This window comes from Xenorhabdus ehlersii (assembly GCF_003610465.1).
GTDB classification, from domain to species: domain Bacteria; phylum Pseudomonadota; class Gammaproteobacteria; order Enterobacterales; family Enterobacteriaceae; genus Xenorhabdus; species Xenorhabdus ehlersii.
Window position 1 is genome coordinate 52,150 of the sequence record NZ_RAQI01000005.1, and the last position, 23,898, is coordinate 76,047.

Genomic DNA, 23,898 nt, shown 5'->3' on the forward strand with positions numbered 1-23,898 from the left:
TTAATAACCGTTATTCCTGTTCTGGCGAACGCGTCCACCACGGCGGGGGCGTGTCCTGCGGCGAATGGGTTCGCTGCCCAGATCGGATATCATTTCGCGCTGTTGTGATGAAGTTGATTGTTGGAATGCAGTCCACCACTGCACCAGTTCTTTCAGTTCATGGCGTGGTTCAATGCTGGCGCGTAATTCTAGTAAGTCATATGCAGCACGAAACTTCGGATGTTCCATCAATTTATTTGCTCGTTTTCCTTGACGGCGCGGCAAGCGAAGCTGAAGCAACCAAATATCGCGCATGGTTGTGGTATGGCGTTTCGGGATCGCAATAGAGCGGCACTGTTCATCAAGAATATCATTCATTGCTAACGCAAAGGCGTCGTAATACTGTAATCCGCCTTCTTGTGTCAATTTTTCCGCATGTTCAATCAATGGATACCATAACATGACCGCAAATAAGAACGCGGGATTCACTCTTTTGTCACTTTGTAAGCGAAAATCGGTATTTTTCAGCACTTGTGTCAACAGCTTTTCCATTGACGAATCACCACGTTGGGTGAAACCAGGTTGAATAAGCGGAAATAATGGCTGGAACAGATGATATTCGCGCAGCAGTTTATAAGTCTTGTAACCCTGTCCTGTCTGTAACAGTTTCAGAGATTCTTCGAACAGACGTGCTGCTGGAATATCTTTCAACAGAAATGCAAGGCGCGGGATAGGTTCAGCGGTAGCTGGCTCGATAGTCATATCCAGTTTGCTGGCAAAACGGACAGCCCGCAGCATACGCACGGGGTCTTCCCGATAGCGCGTTTCTGGATCACCAATCAGGCGAATGATACCTGCATTCAGATCGGCCATGCCACCAACGTAATCCCGTAGTGAGAAATCTTCAATGCCATAATAGAGGCTATTGATCGTGAAATCGCGACGAACAGCATCTTCTTCTACTGAACCAAAAATATTATCCCGTAGTAACATGCCGCTTTGGGCTTTATGTGACTGGTTGCGGTCATTGTTTTCAATTTGATCATGTGGCCCGCGGAAGGTGGCAACTTCAATCACATCAGGGCCAAACATGATATGGGCAAGGCGAAAACGACGTCCGACAAGGCGACAGTTACGGAACAGTTGGCGAACTTGTTCAGGTGTAGCGTTGGTCGCTATATCAAAATCTTTGGGTTTTTTGTGCAGTAGTAGATCACGAACTCCACCACCGACCAGATAAGCTTCAAAACCTGATTTATTTAGGCGGTACAGAACCTTCAAGGCATTATCACTGATGTCCTTGCGTGAAATTGGGTGCTGGTCGCGTGGGATCACCGTGATCGGGGAGTCCGAAGGTATTGCCCTGACGGATTTTTTCTTCATTTTGTCGTTTTCGGCATGTGATGAAGATGAATGATTCCCTCTGCGACGTTGACGCAGAGGACTGCTCTCTGTTTGAGCAGAATGGTCAGATACGGTGACTGGCCTTTCACTGACTGCCGGTGTTACGCGCTTTGTTCTGTGATCGCGGATTAATAAATTACGGCAGAAAGTTGCTACTCGGTTAAAAATGGTACACCTCGGTAGTGACTGATCAATTAAAACAAAAAACAGCCGCCAATCATAACTTACTGGACATTTTTTGAGAATGCTTACAGTACCAATAGAAAGACTTTATTTAACTTAGTCTATTAGCTAGGTTTTTTTGGCAGAACCGCGTTTATATTCCAACCGACGACAGCTTGCTGTAGCAGTTGATCTGTCGTGAGATCCTGCCAGCCTGCGATAGTGGGCTGATTTAAAAATGATAACGCATCAATAAGCAATGGCCTTGGATCGCTCAATGGGATCGGCTGGGCATGATTTTGCTTAGAAAGTTTATTTCCCTCTTTATTTAGCACGAGAGGTAAATGCACATAATCTGGTGTTGCAAAATTTAAATGCTGATATAGAGACAGCTGACGAACCGTGGGTTCAATTAAATCCGCTCCTCTGACAATTTCAGTGACACCTTGATAGTTATCATCAATAACAACGACAAGATTATAGGCAAATAAACCGTCTTTGCGATAAATAATGAAATCTTCCTCAGCCATTTCCGTGGGCACAGTGATATGGCCTTGCAATTTATCGTAAAAACCATAAATCGGATGGTGCTGTTTTAGACGAATTGCAGCGTTGTGAGCTGGCAGAGGTAAATGTCGGCAGTGGCTATTATAAAAACCACCTAGTTGTTGGATGCGTTGGCGGGTACAGGTACAGTAATAGCTATCTCCTTGCTGTTTTAATTGATCGAGGATGGCACGGTAAGCGTCATGACGCTGAGATTGATAGAGTATCTCACCATCCCAGTAAAGCCCATAATGCTCAAGAGCTTGCAATATCCGTTTGTCTGCTCCGGGAATTTCCCGTGGGGGATCAATATCATCAATACGCATCAGCCATTTTCCGTGACAGGCACGGGCTTGCAGATAACTACCTAGTGCAGTTACCAGAGAACCAAAATGGAGATCGCCGGAAGGAGATGGAGCAAACCGCCCAATATATAACGAGGAATGTCCAGATTGAGTCATAGTGGATTCAACATAGGGGCATACGGCGCATTTAGCGCCGTACTTAACCCTATTGGTTAGCCAGCCATTTGTTTTTCACGAATTTCGGCCAACGTCTTGCAGTCAATACATAAATCGGCTGTTGGACGAGCCTCTAAACGGCGGATGCCGATTTCAATCCCACAGGCTTCACAATAGCCAAAGTCTTCTTCTTCGACCTTTTTCAGCGTTTTTTCGATCTTTTTGATCAACTTACGCTCACGATCCCGATTACGTAATTCAAGACTGAACTCTTCTTCTTGCGCCGCACGGTCAACTGGATCAGGGAAGTTTGCTGCCTCATCTTGCATATGAGATACAGTACGGTCTACTTCATCCCTGAGTTGATTGCGCCATGCTTCCAGAATCAGCTTGAAATGCTTTAACTGGGCATCGTTCATGTATTCTTCGCCTGGCTTTTCCTGGTAAGGTTCTACCCCAGCGATGGCGAGAATGCTCAAGGACGAGGTTTTACGTTTTTGCCCTTCTTGCATAATGCTTCTCCTTACACACGCACTATCAAACGACCCCCCGACAAGAGGGGGAAAAAAATAGGCCGCTATAAATAGCAGATGACTGCGAGGTTGGCAATTGTTCCTGCCATTAGTTTTGCAATGGTGTGAAGGCAGGCATGTTTACTGCCTAAATATGTTGCAAAACCCCTCTCGTCAGTATGATTTGTTTACAAATTATCCCATTGATACGAAAGGTAATTTGTCACTTATAACCATCCCGTTTTCTGTCATGCTGGCCTTATAACAGATTACTTCGACCCCTGATTGGCATGCTTGTTCCAAAAGAACAGCATAATCATGGTCAATATGTTTTGCTGCTGCAACCTGACTGATGCCAGAATGTAAAACAGCAAATAATAAAACAGCACGCTGGCCTTGTTGTGCTATCAATGATAGCTCACGTAAATGTTTTTGCCCTCGAATTGTGACAGCGTCAGGAAAATATCCATAATTTTCCTGTAACAATGTGACTGATTTGACTTCAATATAGCAGTTAACCTTTTGTTTTGATTGTAACAATAAATCTATACGACTTTTCTCTTTTCCATAGCTAATTTCACGACTCATGTGCTCATATCCAGATAATTCTGAAATGGTATTTTTTTCAATAGCTTGATAGGCCAGGTCATTGGCTCTGAGGGTGTTGACACAAATCCAGTGACCATCTTGGGTTTGCGTTAGTTCCCAGCTATTGGGGTACTTGCGTTTGGGATTATCGGATGTGGAATACCACACGGTATCCCCTGGCGTGGCACATCCTGTCATGGCACCCGTATTGGCACAGTGTATAGTGAGTATTTCACCTTCTGGCGTTAGGACATCCGCAAGAAAGCGTTTATAGCGGCGGATTAAGGTAGCAGGTTTTAGGGGCGGTGAAAATTCCATAAACTTTCCTTCATAACCGGTGGGCGAATGAAATCAAAGGCGCTAATGCTACAATGGCATCCATTGAAAGTTAATTCATTATGGTGATCCTTTGTCATTGCCCATTTGTGACTTATTACCCATTTATAATGTCGTGGACTCCGTTATTGCTGCATTGCAAACATCGAAGCAAGTGTTATTACATGCACCAACGGGAGCTGGAAAATCGACCGGATTGCCATTGGCAATTTTACAGCAGGCGCAGTTGTCGGGGCGCATTATTATGCTGGAACCACGGCGTATTGCTGCACGTAGTGTGGCTGAGCGTCTTGCCGAACAACTCAATGAGCCTGTTGGTATGACTATAGGCTACCGGATGCGTTCGGAAACCAAAGTCAGTGCTGCAACACGGCTTGAGGTTGTGACCGAAGGGATTCTGACGCGTATGCTGCAACAAGATCCTGAATTGAGTGGTGTCTCTCTCGTCATTCTTGATGAATTTCATGAGCGTAGCTTACAGGCCGATCTTGCATTGGCACTGCTGCTGGATGTACAGGAAGGGTTGCGTGATGATTTGCGTATCCTGGTAATGTCGGCAACATTGGATAACCAGCGCCTTTCTGCTTTATTACCCGATGCGCCGGTGATTGTGTCAGAAGGGCGCAGTTATCCGGTAACGAGGTCATATCATCCACTTCCTTCTCATCAATCTTTTGAACAATCAGTTGCATCGGCGGTATTGCGATTATTGCAGCAGGAGACGGGATCGTTGTTGCTGTTTCTGCCCGGTATCGGTGAAATTCAGCGGGTGTTGTCGCAATTGGAAGGCAAGATCAATGACGATACGTTATTGTGTCCATTATATGGTGCATTGTCGTTGGCAGAACAACGCAAGGCAATAACGCCAGCGCCTGTCGGGATGCGTAAAATTGTGCTCGCCACCAATATTGCAGAAACCAGTTTGACGATTGAAGGTATCCGCCTAGTGGTAGACAGCGGACTGGAGCGATCTGGTCGATTTGAACCGAAGACTGGTCTAACGCGTTTGATTACTCAACGCATCAGCCAAGCATCTATGGTTCAGCGAGCAGGGCGGGCTGGGCGATTAGAGGCAGGTGTCTGTTGGCACTTATTTAGTCAGGATCAGGCAGAAAGAGCCAGAGAGCATAGCGAGCCGGAGATGTTACATTCAGATCTAAGTGGATTACTGCTCTCTTTATTGCAGTGGGGATGCCGTGATAGCACCCACCTTCATTGGCTGGACAATCCACCACAACCCGCATTGGCGGTTGCAGAATCCCTGTTGCTTCGTCTGGGAGCGTTGGACGACAACCAGCAACTGACTTCCCGTGGTTGGCAAATGGCAGAATTCGGCAGTGAACCGCGTTTGGCTGCAATACTGTGTTCAACTCAGGAGAGCGAAGGTAAAGAAGGCGAAGGCTGTGCAGCATTGATAACGGCAGCGAAATTGGTTGCCATTTTGGAAGAACCACCGCGTCGTGGACAGCCTGATCTTCTCTATTGGATGACGACGAATCAACGTCATTGGCAGCAACGAGCCAATCAGCTCGTCAGGAATTTTACAAATCATCTGATAAGCCACCCTGAAAATCTCAGATTGGATCTTGTGCCTGAACTATTGGTGCAGGGTTTCCCAGACCGGATAGCCAAAAACCGCGATAATCTTGGGCGTTTTCAATTAGCTAATGGCTTAGGGGTAGCACTGGAACGTGAAGAGCCGCTTTCGGGAGAGGCCTGGTTGGTGATCCCTACGTTACAGCAGGGAAGCAGCCATCCTGATGCACGGATTTTGCTTGCCTGCCCGTTGGAGATTGAACAGACCATAAAGCGACACCCTCTTCTGTTTACTGAGTATACAACCGTAGAGTGGGATGATAGTAAAGGTTCGTTACGGGCGTGGAAGCGTTTGCAATGTGGGCGATTAATTGTCAAAGCCCAGCCATTGGCAAAACCTTCGGCATCAGAATTACAGGAAGCCTTGCTGAATTGGGTCAGGCAGGAAGGATTGTCGGCATTGAATTGGTCACAGGAAGCGTTACAGTTGCGTATTCGCCTGCAAAGGGCGACAGAATGGTTACCGGAGGTGGAGTGGCCTGCGGTTGATGACGAAGCGTTGTTGGACTCTCTTGAACAGTGGTTGCTTCCTGCCTTGGATGGTGTTGAGGACTTGAAAGGCTTGCGCCAGATTGAGCTGTCCTCCTGTTTGATGGGATTGCTTGATTGGCAACAACGGCAAATACTGGATAATGAATTGCCTACTAATTACACTGTGCCAACTGGGAGCAGGATCACTATCCAGTATTTCCATGATAAACCTCCTGCACTGGCAGTGAGAATGCAGGAAATGTACGGAGAGCAGCAAAATCCAGTATTGGCGAAAGGACGGGTTCCGGTTGTTATTGAGTTGTTATCTCCTGCCCATCGTCCATTACAGATCACGCAAGACCTCGCCGCGTTTTGGCAGGGAACTTATCGTGAGGTGCAAAAAGAGATGAAAGGGCGTTACCCCAAACATTTATGGCCTGATGATCCTGCCAACACGGCACCGACCAGGCGTGTGAAAAAACAGATGTAATTGTTTCAGTTAATTAATAAACATTTGGAGAATTCGGTATGTCTGATGATGATCGTCAGCCAATCGGACGCAAGGGTAAAAAATCTGAACTTCGTCGTGGACAAACATCTAACAAACGCGATCGGCGGGATGACTATGATAAAAATGATGATTTTAATGACGATGATGAGGATGAAGTCATGACTAAAAAAGGGAAGAACGCCCGTAGTCCTAAGTCCCGCCCACCTAAAAGAGGAGGGCATTGGTTTTTATGGTTGCTGCTAAAGATCTTTATTGTGCTAGCGGTACTCATTGTCATTTATGGCTTCTATCTGGATAACAAAATTCGCGAGCGTATTGACGGAAAAGTCTGGGATTTACCGGCCGCCGTGTACGGACGGATGGTCAATCTTGAACCCGGCATGAATTACAGCAAAGACGAAATGATCCATCTGCTGGAAGGTATGCAATATCGAAGAGTGACAAAAATGACCCGAGCAGGTGAATTTGTAGTCAGGGGGAATAGCATAGAGATGCTACGCCGCCCATTTGATTTCCCTGATGGTAAAGAAGAGCAAATTCAGGCACGATTAATTTTTGATAATAACCACCTTGCCAGCATTGAAAACATGGAAAACCATCGCCAGTTTGGTTTTTTCCGCCTTGATCCAAAATTGATCACAATGATGCAATCGCCGAATGGTGAACAACGTCTGTTTGTCCCGCGTTCTGGCTTTCCTGATTTACTGGTTCAGACTTTACTGGAAACAGAAGATCGGCACTTTTATGAACATGATGGCGTCAGGCCGCTTTCCATCGCCCGTGCGTTTTTAGCTAACTTGACGGCAGGACGTACGGTTCAGGGGGGCAGTACCCTGACGCAGCAATTAGTGAGAAACTTGTTCCTTTCCAACGAACGTACCTTGAGTCGTAAAGCGAATGAAGCTTATATGGCGTTGCTGATGGACGCACGTTATAGCAAGGATCGCATTCTGGAATTGTATTTGAACGAAGTTTTTTTAGGACAAAGTGGTGATGAGCAGATCCATGGTTTCCCATTGGCGAGTTTGTACTATTTTGGGCGTCCGGTTGATGAACTGAGTTTGGATCAGCAGGCGTTGCTGGTGGGAATGGTCAAGGGAGCTTCGTGGTATAACCCATGGCGTAATCCTAAGTCCGCGTTGGAGCGGCGCAATATCGTTTTGAAAATCCTCCAAAACCGAAAAATCATCGATCAAGAGCTGTATGATCTACTCAGTGCCCGTCCGTTAGGTGTAAAACCGAAAAGTGGGGTAATTACGCCACAGCCAGCCTTTATGCAATTGGTTCGTCAGGAATTGCAGGAAAAGATGGGCGATAAAGTCAATGATTTATCAGGAGTGAAGATATTTACGACCCTCGATCCTGTTTCGCAGGATGCGGCGGAAAAATCTATTGAAGAGGGCGTTTCTGCCCTGCGAAAAGCCCGCAAGATTGATGATTTAGAAGGGGCGATGGTCGTTGTTGATCGTTTCAGCGGTGAGGTTCGTGCCATGGTTGGCGGCTCCCAGCCACAATATGCCGGATTTAACCGAGCATTGAATGCCCGTCGTTTGATTGGTTCGCTTGCCAAACCAGCCACTTATCTGACCGCATTGAGTCAACCGGATCAATATCGCCTGAATACCTGGCTGGCAGATGAACCTATCTCTATCCCTCAGGCGGGCGGAAAGCCTTGGAAACCGAAGAACTTTAGCCGTACTTTCAGTGGGCGTGTCATGTTGATCGACGCGTTAGCACGTTCGATGAATGTGCCGACAGTGAATTTGGGGCTGGATGTTGGGTTAGATCGCATTTCCAGTACCCTGATTGCACTGGGTATTCCTGCGAAAGAGATCCAACAGAACCCTTCTATGTTGTTGGGAGCGATTAACCTAACGCCAATGGAAATGGCACAAGAATTCCAGACTATTGCCAGTGGTGGTAATCGGGCGAAACTTTCTGCGTTACGCTCTATCATTGCTGAAGATGGTACGGTGATTTACCAGAGCTATCCACAGGCAGAGCGTGTTGTGCCGCCACAGGCCGCTTATCTGACGCTATACGGTATGCAGCAGGTGGTAGAGAGAGGTACAGGGCGCTCACTGACAGGAAAATATGGCAAATATCACCTGGCAGGCAAGACTGGAACAACCAATGATCTTCGTGACAGTTGGTTTACAGGCATTGATGGTAAAGAAGTCGCGATTGTTTGGACTGGACGTGATAACAATGGCCCGACGAATTTAACCGGAGCAACGGGGGCACTGACGATTTACCGTCGTTATCTGGAAAATGAAACGCCACTGGAACTGAATAACCGTCCACCGGAAGGGATTGTGGATATGTCAGTCAATGAAGATGGTAGTTTCAACTGTGAAGGAAGCGGTATCAGAGTATTACCGGTTTGGACTGATGATTCGCAGAAGCTGTGCCAGCAATCAGTACAGCAGCCTATAGAGAAGAATGAAGAAGAAGCGCCTGGCTGGCTACGTGAGATGTTTGGTCAGTGATAATTTTTTGACAAATAATAAAATATAGCTCCCGACTCGAAAATGAGTAGGGAGCTTAATTAAATGTATTATCGTTGGAAAACGAAACATCTTGAATCAGTGGGCATAACACTTTGAATATCCTTATCTTATCCTTACTCTTTATTACTGCGGCATTATTGCATGGTATCAGCGGGATCGGTTTTCCGATAGCCAGTACAACAGCGTTAAGTCTATTTATGCCATTAAAAGAGGCTGTGGTATTAGCCTTATGGCCGACTTTATTGGTGAATATCTTAAGCGTTATTTCAGGTGGAAAGATTGGTAAGGTATTCCATAAATATGGCTTATTGGCACTTTTTTCATTAATTGGCAGTTTTATCGGAGCGAAACTTTTATTCTTAATTAATCCGGCCTACTTGCAATTATTATTGAGTGGTGTCATTGCATTTTATATTGTCAGCAGTACTCGTAGCCGTCATTTCCATTTGCCGGACAATCCAATTATTTTGTCGCTGTTTGGTTTAGCCGCTGGGATTATTGGTGGGGCAACCAATGCGATGTCACCTATCCTGATTATGTGTTTATTGGCAATGAGCAGTGATCGCCATGAAATTGCACGGGCAGCCAATTTATGCTTTTTACTTGGCAAGATCAGTCAATTAGTGGTGTTACGCCAGGAAGCGTTCGAATTGTTTTCTTCAACCTATTTATGGCCGATACTCATATTAACGGTTTTATCTCTGCTTTCTCTCTTTATTGGTACACGCCTAAGATCGCGTATCAGTCAACATCATTTTCGCTGGTTAATGCTAATATTACTTGGCGTGTTGGCGGTGATGTCAGCTATTCAGGCGATACGGGCTTTGGTGTGAAGACGTCACTGATAAGGCGAATAGTGACGTCTGGGATTTGGGAAAGCAAAATATTTTATTGCAGTTTTGCAAAACAACGTGCTGCCGCATCAACAGTACGTTGGATATCTTCCTCTGAATGGGCGATGGACATAAAACCCGCTTCAAATGCAGAAGGAGCCAGATAGATGCCTTCATCCAGCATCAAGTGGAAGAACTGCTTGAAACGTTCTACATCGCACCTCATGACATCCTGATAACAGGTAACGCTTTCCGCATTGGTAAAGAAGATACCGAACATGCCGCCAACGTGGTTCACAACCAAGGGGATACCGGTTGCTGATGCCGCATTTTTTAAACCATCCGCCAGTTTGTCAGTCAGTTCGCTCAAGCGCTGATGAACACCAACCTGGGCAACTTCTTTCAGGCAAGCAAGGCCAGCCGCCATCGCAATTGGGTTGCCCGAAAGAGTTCCGGCCTGATAAACAGGGCCAGTTGGTGCCAGTTTTTCCATAATTTCCAGACGGCCACCAAAAGCACCTACAGGCATACCGCCACCGATGATTTTGCCAAGAGATGTCAAATCTGGTTTAACATCGTAATATTCTTGTGCACCACCTAGTGCGACACGAAAACCTGTCATCACTTCGTCAATAATGAGCAGTGCACCAAATTCATCACACAATTTACGCAGACCCGGCAGGAATTCTGGTAACGGTGGAATGCAGTTCATATTACCTGCGACGGGTTCGACGATAATACAGGCGATTTCTTCTGGATATTTTTCGAAGGCTTCACGGACAGAATTCAGGTCATTGTAAACACAAGTCAGGGTGTGTTTAGCGAAATCAGTGGGTACGCCTGGAGAGTTTGGCTGACCGATAGTCAGGGCACCCGATCCGGCTTTTACCAGCAAGCAATCGGCATGGCCGTGGTAGCAACCTTCGAATTTAATGATTTTGTCACGGTGGGTATAACCACGAGCCAGACGAATGGCGCTCATGGTGGCTTCTGTACCTGAATTCACCATACGAACCATATCCATGGAAGGCACCAGTTCAGTGACCAGTTTTGCCATTTCCACTTCGGCGGCGGTTGGTGCGCCAAAACTCAAACCACGTTCCGCGGCCTCAATGACGGCGTTGCGGATAGCCGGGTGGTTATGTCCAAGAACCATTGGCCCCCATGAACCGACATAATCGATATAGGCATTGCCATCAACATCATAAAGATAAGCACCATTAGCACGTTGAATAAAAACAGGTGTCCCACCAACACCGTTAAAAGCACGTACGGGTGAATTGACTCCACCAGGGATCACATGTTTTGCCTGAGAGTAAAGCGTTTCGGACTGGCTCATTAATAAAAGCTCCTGAAAAATAGCGGGATATGGGAATTCCATTCTAAATTACCCCGATAGGGAAGCCAAATCATCATATCCTCTCATCATTTGGATTATTGCATTCACGTGACAAAACTTGAACGAATCAGTCAGGTATTGGATAATCTCGGCTAACTGATCAGAAAGCATAAAATAACTTTCCGAGAATTTTTACCGGAGAACCGGACTGGAGTAAAAGTATGAGCGATGATGCTGCATTGCCTTTGCAGTTTACTGATGCCGCAGCCAATAAAGTCAAAATACTGGTTGCTGATGAAGATAACCCGAATTTGCGCCTGCGGGTTTACATTACCGGTGGTGGTTGTAGCGGCTTCCAGTATGGTTTCACTTTCGATGACCAAATTAACGAAGGTGATATGACGATTCAGAAACAAGGGGTTGAATTGGTTGTTGACCCCATGAGCCTGCAATACCTGATAGGCGCTTGTGTGGATTATACAGAAGGGTTGGAAGGCTCCCGTTTTATTGTTGCCAATCCGAATGCAAAAACCACTTGTGGTTGTGGCTCTTCTTTCAGTGTCTAATTGGAAAATTCACTATTGCAATAAATGGCCTCTTATTTAGGAGGCTATTTTAATTGGGACGATTTAACTGCTTACAAAGTTGTTCTGCCGCTAAAATAACCCTCGGTCCCGCACGGCTAAACCAGTCATCGTTCAGAGCGATAATAGTGACATTCATTTGTGGTCGCCAAAAATCAGCCACCTGCTGTTTTTGCCCTTCCGTTCCGCCTATGATAATGACTTCCGGTTTGCGGGTAAGTACTTGCTCACGGTTAACCTGTGGCCACGGAACAGGGCTATCGGAGAAAATATTTTTACCGCCACATACGGAGACAATTTCGCTTTGGATAGTATGGCTGGAGGAAGTAAAAATGGGATGCATACCAAACTGCAAGAACACGGGCTTAGGGTTCAGGTTGGCGTATTTTTGTTTTAATTGATTGAACTTGTCGCGAATATCTGTGGCTGATTTCTTAGCCATATCGGGATGTGGGCTATAAGCAGCCAGTCGTTCCAGCTCTGACGCAACATCTTCTACATTTTTCACATCCGAATAAAAAATGGGGATGCCGAAAGCAGCGAGTTGTTCCAGAGGACGTTGGGGATTACCGCCACGCCATGCCAAAATCAGATTAGGTTTCAGGGCGATGATCCGTTCAACATTGATGCCTTGCCAATCAGCAACTTGCTCTAACTTTTTAGCGGCTTCGGGATAATCGGAATAAGCGCTAACAGCGATAAGTCGGTCGCCCAGTCCCGCAGCATATGCCAGCTCTGTCGTTGATGGGGCAAGGCTAATAACACGGGACGCTGCTGCATAAAGTGGAGCACTGAAACCAGACCAAAAGCTGTACAAAAGGAATAAGAATGCCAGCCAAATGGATCGATGGGGAATTATTTTCAACAATGATTTCATTATCGATGCTCCACTGTAAATGACGACTTACTGTTTGCTGAGTTCGGTCAGCATGGCATTGACCATCCGCGTCGATTCACGCGCTGCGACAACTAAAAATTCATCAAAACTGATATGGGACTCTTGATCGGCAACATCAGAAATAGCACGAACGACAACAAAGGGGAGGTTATATTGATGGCAAACATGACCAATGGCCGCAGCTTCCATTTCAACCGCAGCAACTTTCGGGAAGGTAGCCCGAATGCGTGTCAATGGCTCAGAACCATTGATAAAGGCATCGCCGCTGCAAACCAGGCCACGAACGGCGTTCAGGTTGAGGGATTGGATACATTTTTCTGCCAGGGCGATCAATTTAGCGTCAGCAATAAATGCGGCTGGACATTGCGCCATTTGTCCCGGCTCATAGCCGAAAGCGGTAAGATCGGCGTCATGGTAGCGAACTTCTTCGGAAACCACGATATCCCCCACTTTCAGGTTAGGATCAAGGCCACCGGCTGAACCCGTGTTAATCACGATATCTGGCTGGCAATGCTCAATCAACAAGGTGGTTCCAAGTGCGGAGGAAACTTTACCAATACCAGATTTCAACAAGGCGATATCAACGCCATTCAGTTTGCCGGTATAAATTTCGCATCCACCTCGTGACAATGTTTGCAGACCTTCAATCTGGTCACGCAATAAAGTCACCTCTTGTTCCATTGCACCTATTACGCCTATTTTCATTGTGTCATACTCGTTTGTTATTAATGGATTGATGCCTATATTAACAGGCTGATTTAACCGGCAAGTGTATCATTGAATAGTTATTTACCGCAGATTCCAATTCTAAATAATCGTTTCATTTAGCATGGGGGAATTAATGTCTAAGATTGATTTCAAGCAGAAGTTGAATTACCAACGTAAGTTCAGTAAATCTTCCATTCATCCCGATGATGAAGAGCAAATAATTCGCCAATTTGAAAGCGATCGTGGGAGGATCATCAACTCTGCCGCTATTCGGCGGTTGCAACAAAAAACACAGGTATTTCCACTGGAACGTAATGCGGCAGTACGCAGTCGGCTGACGCATTCGCTCGAAGTGCAGCAAATAGGGCGCTATATATCAAAAACAATTATTGCGGAGCTGGCAAAGCAGAACTTATTGGAAAAATATGGGCTGAATGATCGCCTACTTGCCTTTGAAAGCCTGATTGAGATGGCTTGCCTGATGCACGATATTGGTAATCCTCCATTTGGCCATTTTGGCGAGGCAGCGATTAAAGATTGGTTCTCTCGCCGATTAGATCCTGACTATTCGCTCCATATGCTGAAAACGGAGAATAGGCAGGATGCCTGTAAGGTCGCGGCATTGCGCCTGACAGGAGAAGAAAAGAAAGATCTATTCCGTCGACAATTGCGCCGAGATTTATGTCAGTTTGAAGGTAATGCCCAGGCTATCCGTCTGGCACATAATCTGCTGCGCTTGAATCTCACTTATGCCCAGATTGGCTGCATATTGAAATATACCTGTCCGGCCTATCGTCTGGAAGAGACGCCTGTTGAATTCAGTTACCTGATGAAGAAAATAGGTTACTACTGGTCAGAAGAGAGCTTTATCTGTGAATTGAGAAAAGAACTGCAAATGGGGGAATTCTGTCGCTTCCCACTGACATATATTATGGAAGCCGCAGATGATATTTCATATTGCATCGCAGATTTGGATGATGCGGTTGAAAAAGACATTTTTAACGTCGAACAACTGGTGGAATATCTGAAAAAAGAGTGGGAAGAAAACGGAGGATACGGGAAAGGTGATTTGTTCGAATCTACGGTGATACAAGCTTACAAGAAAACCACCAATAACGAAGCACGTCGTAATATCCACGAACAATTTTTCATGTATTTACGGGTGTTTATCACCGGGAAATTGGTACCTTATACTGCCAAATTATTTATTGAACATCTGCCTGAAATCTATGCAGGTACATTTAATCACGCCCTGTTGGAAGGACATGGGGAAGAACACCGTTTATTGAAAACCTTGAAAAATGTCACCCGTAAACGGGTTTTCAATCATCCTGAAGTGGAAGAATTGGAGTTACAGGGATACCGAATTATTACCGGATTGCTGGATGTATATAGCCCTTTGCTGGCATTACCTCGTCAGGATTTTATGGAACTGAACCAGAATAATTTTCACAAACAATACTTTATTGAAACGCGCTTGCTGCACAAGCTTTCGACCAAACATCGTTTAGCTTATGGTGAGGCCGTGGAAGGAATTGTTGCCACTGATGAGACTGAAAAAGATGTGATCGAGTTTTATTATCGGGCACGTCTTATTCAGGACTATATCAGTGGCATGACGGATAATTATGCTTATGAAGAATATCGTAAGTTTATGGTCACGAAGTAACGGGTTCGAGTGGCATGGTAGCCTCAAGTATGTCAGGAGTGGCTGCCATTACATGATTGATCTCGTCCATGAATTCCAGCAATTCAGGTTCCAGATCAGCCAAGGCAACCCCTTGGTGCAGTTGTTTTTCAACCAATTCGCAAATTGCCTTCAGTTTAGGAACGCCGTTATAGCAGCAACTGCCGTGTAATTGGTGGACATGATGCTGAAAGTGTTTGCGGATCGCTTCACCATCGGCGGTTAAAACCTGTTTAATCATTCCCTTCATGTCGGGCAATGATTTCACCAGCATTTCTAGCATCTCCCGCGCCAATGCTTCTTTGCCGGCGGTCTTCTGCAACGCCATCTCCCAGTCAATGGCTTGTGGTTTTTTCTGCCGGCAGTATTGGTTCAGCAATGTTTTCAGGCAGTTTTCATCCAAAGGCTTGGAAAGACAGTCAATGAACGGTGCATTCTTCGCTTCGTGGCAGGCAAAGGCCGTAACAGCCACAATCGGTGTCTCCTTATGTTGGGGGAATTGTTGGATTTGCTCAGACGTTTGGATACCATCCATATCCGCCATCTGAATATCCATCAAAATCAGATCCAGCGCATGTTGTTTCGCTATTTCCAGCGCCTCTATACCATTACTGCACAGAAAGGTATTTTCAACGAGTTCATGCAGCAGTGTACCGATCAATTTCAGGTTAGCGGGATTATCGTCCACTGCCATAACGGTCATGGGTAAACGCGATGATGCCGAACAGACTGGCAGATGTTCTGGCAATGATCCGAATGAATATTCTTCTTTTTCCAGCCAGATATCAAAGTAAAATATCGTTCCTTTAGCGACTTCACTGGTAAAGTCAATGTCTCCTTTCATCTCACTGACCAACCGCTTAGTGATACTCAATCCCAGCCCGGTTCCCCCGTAATGGCGGGTAATGCTGGCATCTGCTTGATTGAAGGCCTGGAACAGAATCGGACGGTATTCGGGTTTGATACCGATACCCGTATCAGTCACGGTAAAATCGATCTGTACAAGATGGTGTTGCTGCTGGCGTAATTTGATATCCAGCGTCACACTGCCTTTATCTGTGAATTTAATGGCATTGCCAATCAGGTTAGTCAGTATTTGCTGCAAGCGAATGGGATCGCCAATCATCAGATTGGGTAACTTATCATCAATATGGTGGTGCAGGGGAAGATTTTTCGCATTGGCAGCAGGCGTTAGCAGTTCAATAACTTCATTAACGGTATCCCTTAGCAGAAAAGGCACTTGATCCAATACCAGTTTATTGGATTCCAGTCGTGAGAAGTCCAGAATATCATTGATGATTTTCAGTAGGTTATTGGCTGATCTGTCAATGACATACAGATACTCCATCTGTTGTGGCGTAATGGGGGTTTTTAACATTTGACGGGTAAAGCCAATGACCCCATTAAGCGGTGTGCGTAATTCGTGGGACATATTCGCCAGAAATTCCGTTTTGATCCTGACCGCCTCTTGGGCACGTTTTTTGGCGATAGTCAGTTCAACATTCTGAATTTCTAGCTGCTCCATCGTAATTTGCAGGTCGGAAGTGGCTTGATCAATATGAAGCTGCATCTCATCTTTGTATTTCGAGAGTGATTCTGCCACGGTGTTGATACCATTCTGGAGCGCGGATAATTCCCCTGGCATGGCACCTGTCACGCGGCTGTTTAGTTGTCCCTGACGGATACGATCAACGGCTTTAACCATGCAGTTCAGGGGTTGGGTGACTTTGCGCACCAGCACATGAGCAAACAGTGCTGTTCCTCCAAGGCACAAAATCAGCAGAATGATGGAGGTGGCAATCTCCTTGTATTGCTGGAGCTGGGCAGCGCGTAAGTCCAAATCAATGGCGATATAGCCAATCGGCGGCGTATCCCTGGTGGACGTGTTCCAGGGATTAGAAGAAGCGTTTTCTGAGATAATTGGCATCTTCAGGATGATACTGTTGCCGTATTCCATTTTGGACAAGGTTGTAGGCATGGCTTCGTTGGAAGTGAGCCTCAAGCGATTGACATCATACTTGTCATTCGAAATATCGAATAACTTGTTATGCTTATCAAAGATCGCAATTGCCCTGATAATTTCAGAGTTTCGGCGATGCAGGCTGTTTATCAATGAGTCAACTTGCTGGCAATTGTCCAGATTAATGCCAACCTCGCTGGCGATGGATAAGGGTTCAATAATGCTGATCCCACTGCGGACTATCAGGCTCTTCAACTCGTAATAGCGGTATGAGATAAATGATATACTCACAAGCGTTCCGACCAGTAAAACAGGAACCAATATCAGGCTCATCATACGGGTGCGTAGGCTATATTTGGTCATAGGCGTCCATTGTGGGAAAATCAGAACTCAATTTTTCAAAGTCAGTCAGAATCATGGTGCAATTTTACTCCCCAAATCGTCGCTCCGTAAACCGAGGCATTATTTCCGTTACCGCAGATAACCTTGATGCACAAGGGCAAGGCATTGCTCGTCATCAGGGAAAAACTATCTTTATTGCAGGATTATTGCCGGGTGAACAGGCACAAATCCAACTGACAGAAGAAAAACGCCAATTTGCTAAAGCTAAGGTCGTGAAAAGGCTATCAGATAGCCCGCATCGCGTAGCACCTCACTGTCCACATTTTAAAGTGTGTGGCGGGTGCCAACAGCAGCACGTTGCCACTGAGCTGCAAGTTAAAACTAAGGCCAGTGTACTGGAACACCTGATCCAGCGGGAAACAGGAATTAACATCAGTGCACATCCCGTCATTCGCAGCCCAGAATATGGCTATCGGCGCAGGGCCAGGCTTGGTCTGCAATATCACGGCAAACAACGCACATTATTGATGGGGTTTCGCCAGAGTCAGACCAACGATTTGGTGAGTATTAAACATTGTCCTGTTATGCGCCCTGAATTGGAACAATTATTGCAGCCGTTGTACCAGTGCCTGAATAGCCTGTATGCAGTAAAACGATTAGGGCACGTGGAATTGGTATTGGCTGATAGTGGACCATTAGTCGTGTTGCGCCATCTTGATCCACTTAAGCAGGAAGATAAGGAAATACTGCGCATTTTTTCGGTGCGGTACAATGTCTCAATTTATCTGCTTGGTGAAGAAAAATCCCTTGAACCGTTGATGGAAGGGCAAATAGCACCGTGGTATCAGGTGAATGGGTTGAAATTGGTGTTCAGCCCCCAAGATTTTATTCAGGTGAATGATGTCGTTAACCAACAAATGGTCGCACAGGCGTTGGCGTGGTTGGATTTGCAACCAACAGACAGAGTTTTGGATCTGTTTTGTGGCATGGGAAACTTTACCTTGCCGATCGCCACGAAAGTACAGGCAACCGTGGGTGTGGAAGGGGTTGCTGAGCTGGTGGCGAGCGGGCAATATAACGCCCGGCTCAATAAACTTAATAACGTCGATTTTTTTCATGAAAATCTGGAATCGGATATTCACCAGCAGCCTTGGGCAGCACAAGGGTTCAATAAGGTGCTGCTGGACCCGGCCCGCGCTGGTGCAGCGGGTGTTATGGCACATATTGTAAAATTGGCCCCCGAAAAAGTAGTTTACGTTTCCTGTAACCCCACAACACTTGCGCGGGACAGCAAGGTCTTGTTGGCGGCGGGTTATCATCTTGTCAGTGTGCGGATGCTGGATATGTTTCCACACACAGGCCATCTAGAATCTATGGCGCTGTTTAGCAGTGAGCCAATGGATATCGAGTAGGGAGAAATTATGGTTGCGGTAAGAAGTGCGCATCTCACGCCGGCAGGTGAATTTGCGGTCGATAAGTGGATCGCGAGTTTAAACATTACTAACCCACAATCCAGTGAAAAGTTGATTGAAACCTGGCGATATTGTCACGAAAAAGTCCAGGGTCACCCCAATGCGGAACTGTTGCTATGGCGCGGTGTGGAAATGGTGGAGATCCTGTCCACATTGAGCATGGATAATGACAGTATGCGTGCTGCGCTACTTTTTCCCATCCTTAATGCCAAGCTACTCGATAGCGAAACAGTGACCGAAACATTTGGTAAAGCCATCACAAATCTGGTGCATGGTGTATTGGAAATGGATGCCATTCGCCAACTGAAAGCCACGCATACCGATGCGATTTGTTCGGTACAGGTCGACAATGTTCGCCGGATGCTACTGGCGATGGTGGAAGATTTTCGTTGTGTAATTATTAAGCTGGCAGAACGCATTGCCCATTTGCGGGAAGTGAGAGATGCCAGTGAAGATGAGCGGGTGCTGGCTGCCAAAGAGTGTTCCAATATCTATGCTCCTCTTGCCAATCGGTTGGGAATTGGGCAGCTAAAATGGGAGCTGGAAGATTTCTGTTTCCGTTACTTACATCCCGATGAATATAAGAAAATTGCCAAGTTATTGCATGAGCGCCGAATTGATCGTGAGCAGTATATCGAGAAATTTGTGACAACTTTGCGTAAATATATGCTGAAAGAAGGGGTTCGTGCTGAAATATACGGGCGTCCGAAGCATATTTACAGCATTTGGCGCAAAATGCAGAAAAAATCTCTCTCCTTTGATGAATTGTTTGACGTGCGCGCCGTGCGGATTGTTGTCGAGCGTTTGCAGGATTGCTACGCAGCGCTGGGGATAGTGCATACTCACTATCGTCATTTGCCGGATGAATTTGACGATTACGTTGCCAATCCGAAACCGAATGGTTATCAGTCTATTCATACAGTCGTTTTGGGGCCAAATGGCAAAACGCTTGAGATTCAAATCCGCACTCGCCAGATGCATGATGATGCGGAACTTGGCGTAGCGGCGCATTGGAAGTACAAAGAAGGCGCTGCGCTTGGTGGTGGTAAATCCGGCAGTTATGAAAGCCGTATAGCATGGCTGCGGAAATTGATCGCATGGCAGGAGGAAATGGCGGATACCGGCGAAATGCTGGATGAAGTGCGCAGTCAGGTATTTGATGATCGCGTTTATGTCTTTACGCCAAAAGGGGATGTCATTGATTTGCCAATTGGCTCTACGCCGTTGGATTTTGCCTATCATATTCACAGTGATGTCGGTCATCGCTGTATTGGGGCAAAAATTGGCGGACGCATCGTACCATTCAGCTATCAGTTTCAGATGGGCGATCAGATTGAAATCATTACCCAGAAACAACCTAATCCAAGCCGTGACTGGTTGAACCCGAACCTTGGCTATGTGACAACCAGCCGTGGACGCGCAAAAATCCACAATTGGTTCCGTAAGCAAGATCGTGACAAAAACATCATTGCCGGCCGCCAGATGCTGGACAATGAGTTGGCACATTTGGGGCTCACGGTCAAGGAAGCAGAAAAAGAGCTGATTGCCCGTTATAACGTCCACACATTGGAAGAAGTGTTGGCGGGCATTGGCGTCGGTGATATCCGTATCCACCAGTTAGTGAATTTCCTGCAAAACAAATTCAATAAAATTACGGCAGAAGAAGAAGATCGCGAGGCACTTCGCAACCTGGAGAACAAAACCTATACACCACGTAATACCAGCAAAGATAATGGACGTATTGTCGTGGAAGGGGTAGGTAACTTAATGCACCACATTGCCCGTTGCTGCCAGCCTATCCCTGGTGATGAGATTATTGGATTTATCACACGCGGGCGAGGGATCTCCATCCACCGTGCTGATTGTGATCAGTTGGCGGAACTCGAAGCCAGTTCACCGGAACGGATAGTCGATGCAGTGTGGGGAGAGAGTTATTCGAGCGGCTATTCACTTGTGGTACGCGTTCTTGCCAACGACCGTAGTGGATTATTGCGTGATATCACAACCATTCTCGCCAATGAGAAGATCAATGTGTTGGGTGTCAGTAGCCGTAGTGATGTTAAGCAACAACTTGCCACCATTGATATGAACATTGAGATTTATAACTTGCAAGTGCTTGGGCGGGTATTGGCAAAGCTCAATCAATTGTCTGATGTGATTGAAGCCAGACGTTTGCACGGTAATTGATTAAGACATGGATTAAGATGAAACCGAACTCTATTGAACGATTGAAGGGGATTATGGCGCAGTTGCGCCATCCCCAGGATGGCTGTCCTTGGGACAAGGTACAAACCTCCGCTACGATTGCCCCTTATACATTGGAAGAGACCTATGAAGTGCTTGATGCGATTGAGCGCAATGATGTCAACGCGTTAAAAGAAGAGCTAGGGGATTTGTTATTTCATATCGTATTTTATGCCCAGATGGCTCAGGAGCAGCAACAGTTTGATTTTGGTGATATCTGTGAGGCGGTATGTGACAAATTGGAGCGCCGTCATCCTCATATCTTCAATCAACAAGCGGGTATCAGCGGCGAAGAGGCAATGGGCAGTTGGGAACAACGTAAGGCCGCAGAAAGGGCGGAGAAAGATCAGCATTCGGTACTGGATGATATTCCCGCCAGTTTACCAGCCCTGATGAAGGCTTATAAAATCCAGAAACGTTGCGCTTCGGTCGGTTTTGATTGGGATACCATTGGCCCTGTGCTGGGCAAAGTCTATGAAGAAATTGATGAAGTCATGGACGAAGCAAAACAGGCGGTGGTTGATAAAGATCGATTAGAAGAAGAGTTGGGGGATTTACTGTTTTCAGTGGTTAATTTATCCCGTCATTTGGGGCATAAGCCAGAAATAGCACTACAAAAAGCTTGCCAGAAATTCGAGAACCGTTTCCGTAATGTCGAAAAACTGATCCTCGACAGAGGCTTGTCATTGGAAAGGGCTACGTTAGATGAAATGGAAGCTATGTGGCAGCGAGTGAAAAGCCAGAAGATATAGCAATCACAAACCAGGTGGCATGATGACAACATTTTTCGGGGTAGAAAATTTTATAGATTCGCGTGCAACTCCTGTGTTGCTTCATCTTGCCAAAAAATCATGGAAATAGCGAAAAAGATGTCGCTGAAACGGCTGAATAATCTGAGCCGGATGAAAAAATTTCACACCAATAACTTAATGAATTTAAAGAGAAAGAAGGGTGTTTGTTTCGCAGTGTTACTGTTTATGTGACACTTTACCTCATTTAGATGGTTTGTAGCGAAATTAAGGTTAGGGTATACTGCTTTCCCGTCCTGTTATATTCATCATCCTTTTAAACCTAAACTTTCAGGTTCAGCATGAAAACTAATTATATTTTTGTGACCGGCGGGGTCGTATCCTCTCTGGGTAAAGGCATTGCCGCAGCCTCTTTGGCGGCTATACTCGAAGCCCGTGGACTCAATGTCACCATTATGAAACTGGACCCGTATATCAACGTTGATCCAGGCACAATGAGCCCAACCCAACACGGGGAAGTTTTCGTTACCGAAGATGGCGCTGAAACTGATCTTGATTTAGGTCATTACGAACGTTTCATCCGAACCAAAATGACACGCCGCAATAATTTCACGACGGGTCGTGTCTATTCAGAAGTGTTGCGCAAAGAACGCCGTGGCGATTATTTGGGTGCAACCATTCAGGTTATCCCCCACATCACCAATGAAATCAAAGACCGCATCATCCGTGGTGCAGAAGGTCATGATGTTGTGTTGGTGGAAATCGGTGGCACTGTCGGTGATATCGAATCCCTGCCATTCCTTGAAGCCATTCGTCAGATGGCGGTGGAAGTAGGCCGTGAAAACACGCTGTTCATGCACCTGACTCTGGTGCCTTATATGGCCGCAGCGGGCGAAGTGAAAACTAAGCCGACCCAGCATTCCGTGAAAGAATTACTGTCTATTGGTATTCAGCCAGACGTATTGATTTGCCGTTCGGATCGCATCGTTCCTGCCAATGAGCGTGCAAAAATTGCGCTTTTCTGTAACGTACCAGAGAAAGCGGTTATCTCTTTAAAAGATGTTGATTCCATTTATAAAATTCCAGCCCTCTTGAAATCTCAGGGCTTAGATGATTATATTTGTAAACGATTCAGCATCGAATGCCCAGAAGCGGATCTGTCTGAATGGGAACAGGTCATTTATGAAGAAGCCAACCCATCGGGTGAAGTGACCATTGGGATGGTGGGTAAATACGTTGAACTGCCAGATGCGTACAAATCAGTGATTGAAGCACTGAAACATGGCGGGCTGAAAAATCGCCTGACAGTCAACATTAAGCTGATCGATTCGCAGGATGTTGAAACGCGTGGTGTTGACGTATTAAACGGTCTGGATGCGATTCTGGTACCAGGTGGCTTCGGTGGCCGTGGTATCGAAGGTAAGATCATGACCGCACGTTATGCCCGTGAAAACAAGATCCCATATTTGGGCATTTGTTTGGGTATGCAGGTGGCCCTGATTGAATTCGCTCGCAATGTTGCGGGAATGGCTGGGGCTAACTCCACTGAATTCGATCCTGAATGTAAGTTACCGGTTGTTGCTCTGATCACCGAATGGCGTGATGAGAATGGCAACGTAGAAGTACGTAGCGAAGAGAGCGATCTCGGCGGAACGATGCGCGTTGGTGGTCAATTGTGCCATCTGACTGAAAACAGTCTGGTACATAAACTTTATGGCCAGAGTGACATCATTGAGCGTCATCGCCATCGTTATGAAGTGAATAATTTACTGTTGAAACGCATTGAAGATGCAGGCTTGCGCATTGCTGGCCGTTCAATCGACAAAAAACTGGTGGAAATCATTGAGAACCCAGCGCATCCATGGTTCGTGGCGTGTCAGTTCCATCCAGAATTCACTTCAACGCCTCGCGATGGTCATCCGCTATTTGCTGGCTTTGTCGAAGCTGCTGGCAAATATCAGAAAGGCCAGTTGAAATAAGATATGGGGCAATGGATTGATATTAAG

The 23,898-nt window shown here is 46.1% G+C and carries 17 protein-coding genes; 9 read left to right on the forward strand and 8 right to left on the reverse strand.

Translation table 11 applies throughout. The features are described 5' to 3' along the window. The 4 genes from pcnB to sfsA all read right to left on the reverse strand — a co-directional run bounded on the left by pcnB (position 1) and on the right by sfsA (position 3,970). Positions 1-1,362 carry a polynucleotide adenylyltransferase PcnB gene (gene pcnB, locus BDE27_RS15035; RefSeq protein ID WP_208638600.1) on the reverse strand — a complete coding sequence of 454 codons (1,362 nt, stop codon included), beginning with the start codon at positions 1,360-1,362 and terminating at the stop codon, positions 1-3. Between the two features lie 308 nt (positions 1,363-1,670). Next, a complete protein-coding gene (gluQRS, locus tag BDE27_RS15040; RefSeq protein WP_099131558.1) occupies positions 1,671-2,552 on the reverse strand; it encodes a tRNA glutamyl-Q(34) synthetase GluQRS in 882 nt (293 codons plus the stop codon). Between the two features lie 56 nt (positions 2,553-2,608). Continuing rightward, a complete protein-coding gene (gene dksA / locus BDE27_RS15045; protein ID WP_074019168.1) occupies positions 2,609-3,064 on the reverse strand; it encodes an RNA polymerase-binding protein DksA in 456 nt (151 codons plus the stop codon). A 195-nt stretch (positions 3,065-3,259) separates the two neighbouring features. Beyond that, positions 3,260-3,970, reverse strand: a complete 711-nt coding sequence (sfsA, locus tag BDE27_RS15050) for a DNA/RNA nuclease SfsA (RefSeq protein ID WP_099131559.1) — start codon at positions 3,968-3,970, stop codon at positions 3,260-3,262. 91 nt (positions 3,971-4,061) lie between these two features. On the opposite strand from sfsA, the gene hrpB reads away from it, so the two are divergent. From hrpB to BDE27_RS15065, 3 genes are all read left to right on the forward strand, one after another. Then, complete coding sequence (gene hrpB, locus BDE27_RS15055; RefSeq protein WP_099131560.1) at positions 4,062-6,545, forward strand: ATP-dependent helicase HrpB; 2,484 nt, start codon at positions 4,062-4,064, stop codon at positions 6,543-6,545. A 38-nt stretch (positions 6,546-6,583) separates the two neighbouring features. Further along, entirely contained in the window at positions 6,584-9,055 is a 2,472-nt protein-coding gene (gene mrcB / locus BDE27_RS15060) for a bifunctional glycosyl transferase/transpeptidase (RefSeq protein WP_099131561.1), read from the forward strand. A 113-nt stretch (positions 9,056-9,168) separates the two neighbouring features. After that, the gene (locus tag BDE27_RS15065; protein WP_167450618.1) at positions 9,169-9,909 is read left to right on the forward strand and encodes a sulfite exporter TauE/SafE family protein; all 741 of its coding nucleotides are present in this window, start codon (positions 9,169-9,171) and stop codon (positions 9,907-9,909) included. A gap of 55 nt (positions 9,910-9,964) precedes the next feature. Here BDE27_RS15065 and hemL read toward each other — a convergent pair whose 3' ends face one another. Beyond that, on the reverse strand, positions 9,965-11,248 hold the full coding sequence (gene hemL / locus BDE27_RS15070; RefSeq protein ID WP_099131708.1) for a glutamate-1-semialdehyde 2,1-aminomutase: 1,284 nt from the start codon (positions 11,246-11,248) through the stop codon (positions 9,965-9,967). A gap of 221 nt (positions 11,249-11,469) precedes the next feature. Between hemL and erpA the strand changes: the two genes are divergently transcribed. Next, complete coding sequence (gene erpA, locus BDE27_RS15075; protein ID WP_099131563.1) at positions 11,470-11,814, forward strand: iron-sulfur cluster insertion protein ErpA; 345 nt, start codon at positions 11,470-11,472, stop codon at positions 11,812-11,814. A 49-nt stretch (positions 11,815-11,863) separates the two neighbouring features. On the opposite strand, the gene btuF is transcribed toward erpA, so the two are convergent. Continuing rightward, positions 11,864-12,709 carry a vitamin B12 ABC transporter substrate-binding protein BtuF gene (btuF, locus tag BDE27_RS15080; RefSeq protein ID WP_099131564.1) on the reverse strand — a complete coding sequence of 282 codons (846 nt, stop codon included), beginning with the start codon at positions 12,707-12,709 and terminating at the stop codon, positions 11,864-11,866. Between the two features lie 27 nt (positions 12,710-12,736). Continuing rightward, positions 12,737-13,435 (reverse strand): 5'-methylthioadenosine/S-adenosylhomocysteine nucleosidase, encoded by a 699-nt coding sequence (mtnN, locus tag BDE27_RS15085; protein WP_099131565.1) that lies wholly within the window; start codon positions 13,433-13,435, stop codon positions 12,737-12,739. A 136-nt stretch (positions 13,436-13,571) separates the two neighbouring features. On the opposite strand from mtnN, the gene dgt reads away from it, so the two are divergent. Continuing rightward, a complete protein-coding gene (gene dgt, locus BDE27_RS15090) occupies positions 13,572-15,107 on the forward strand; it encodes a dGTPase (protein ID WP_099131566.1) in 1,536 nt (511 codons plus the stop codon). On the opposite strand, the gene BDE27_RS15095 is transcribed toward dgt, so the two are convergent. Further along, the gene (locus BDE27_RS15095) at positions 15,097-17,448 is read right to left on the reverse strand and encodes an ATP-binding protein (protein WP_099131567.1); all 2,352 of its coding nucleotides are present in this window, start codon (positions 17,446-17,448) and stop codon (positions 15,097-15,099) included. The two genes, dgt and BDE27_RS15095, sit on opposite strands and share 11 nt — an antisense overlap. Before the next feature lie 53 nt (positions 17,449-17,501). Here BDE27_RS15095 and rlmD point away from each other — a divergent pair, with 53 nt between their 5' ends. The 4 genes from rlmD to pyrG all read left to right on the forward strand — a co-directional run bounded on the left by rlmD (position 17,502) and on the right by pyrG (position 23,871). After that, a complete protein-coding gene (rlmD, locus tag BDE27_RS15100) occupies positions 17,502-18,839 on the forward strand; it encodes a 23S rRNA (uracil(1939)-C(5))-methyltransferase RlmD (RefSeq protein WP_099131709.1) in 1,338 nt (445 codons plus the stop codon). Positions 18,840-18,848: 9 nt separating this feature from the next. After that, positions 18,849-21,086, forward strand: coding sequence for a GTP diphosphokinase (relA, locus tag BDE27_RS15105; RefSeq protein WP_099131568.1), 2,238 nt, complete (start codon positions 18,849-18,851; stop codon positions 21,084-21,086). 17 nt (positions 21,087-21,103) lie between these two features. Further along, positions 21,104-21,895 (forward strand): nucleoside triphosphate pyrophosphohydrolase, encoded by a 792-nt coding sequence (mazG, locus tag BDE27_RS15110; protein ID WP_099131569.1) that lies wholly within the window; start codon positions 21,104-21,106, stop codon positions 21,893-21,895. Between the two features lie 338 nt (positions 21,896-22,233). Then, complete coding sequence (pyrG, locus tag BDE27_RS15115) at positions 22,234-23,871, forward strand: glutamine hydrolyzing CTP synthase (RefSeq protein WP_099131570.1); 1,638 nt, start codon at positions 22,234-22,236, stop codon at positions 23,869-23,871. Positions 23,872-23,898: the final 27 nt, after the last annotated feature.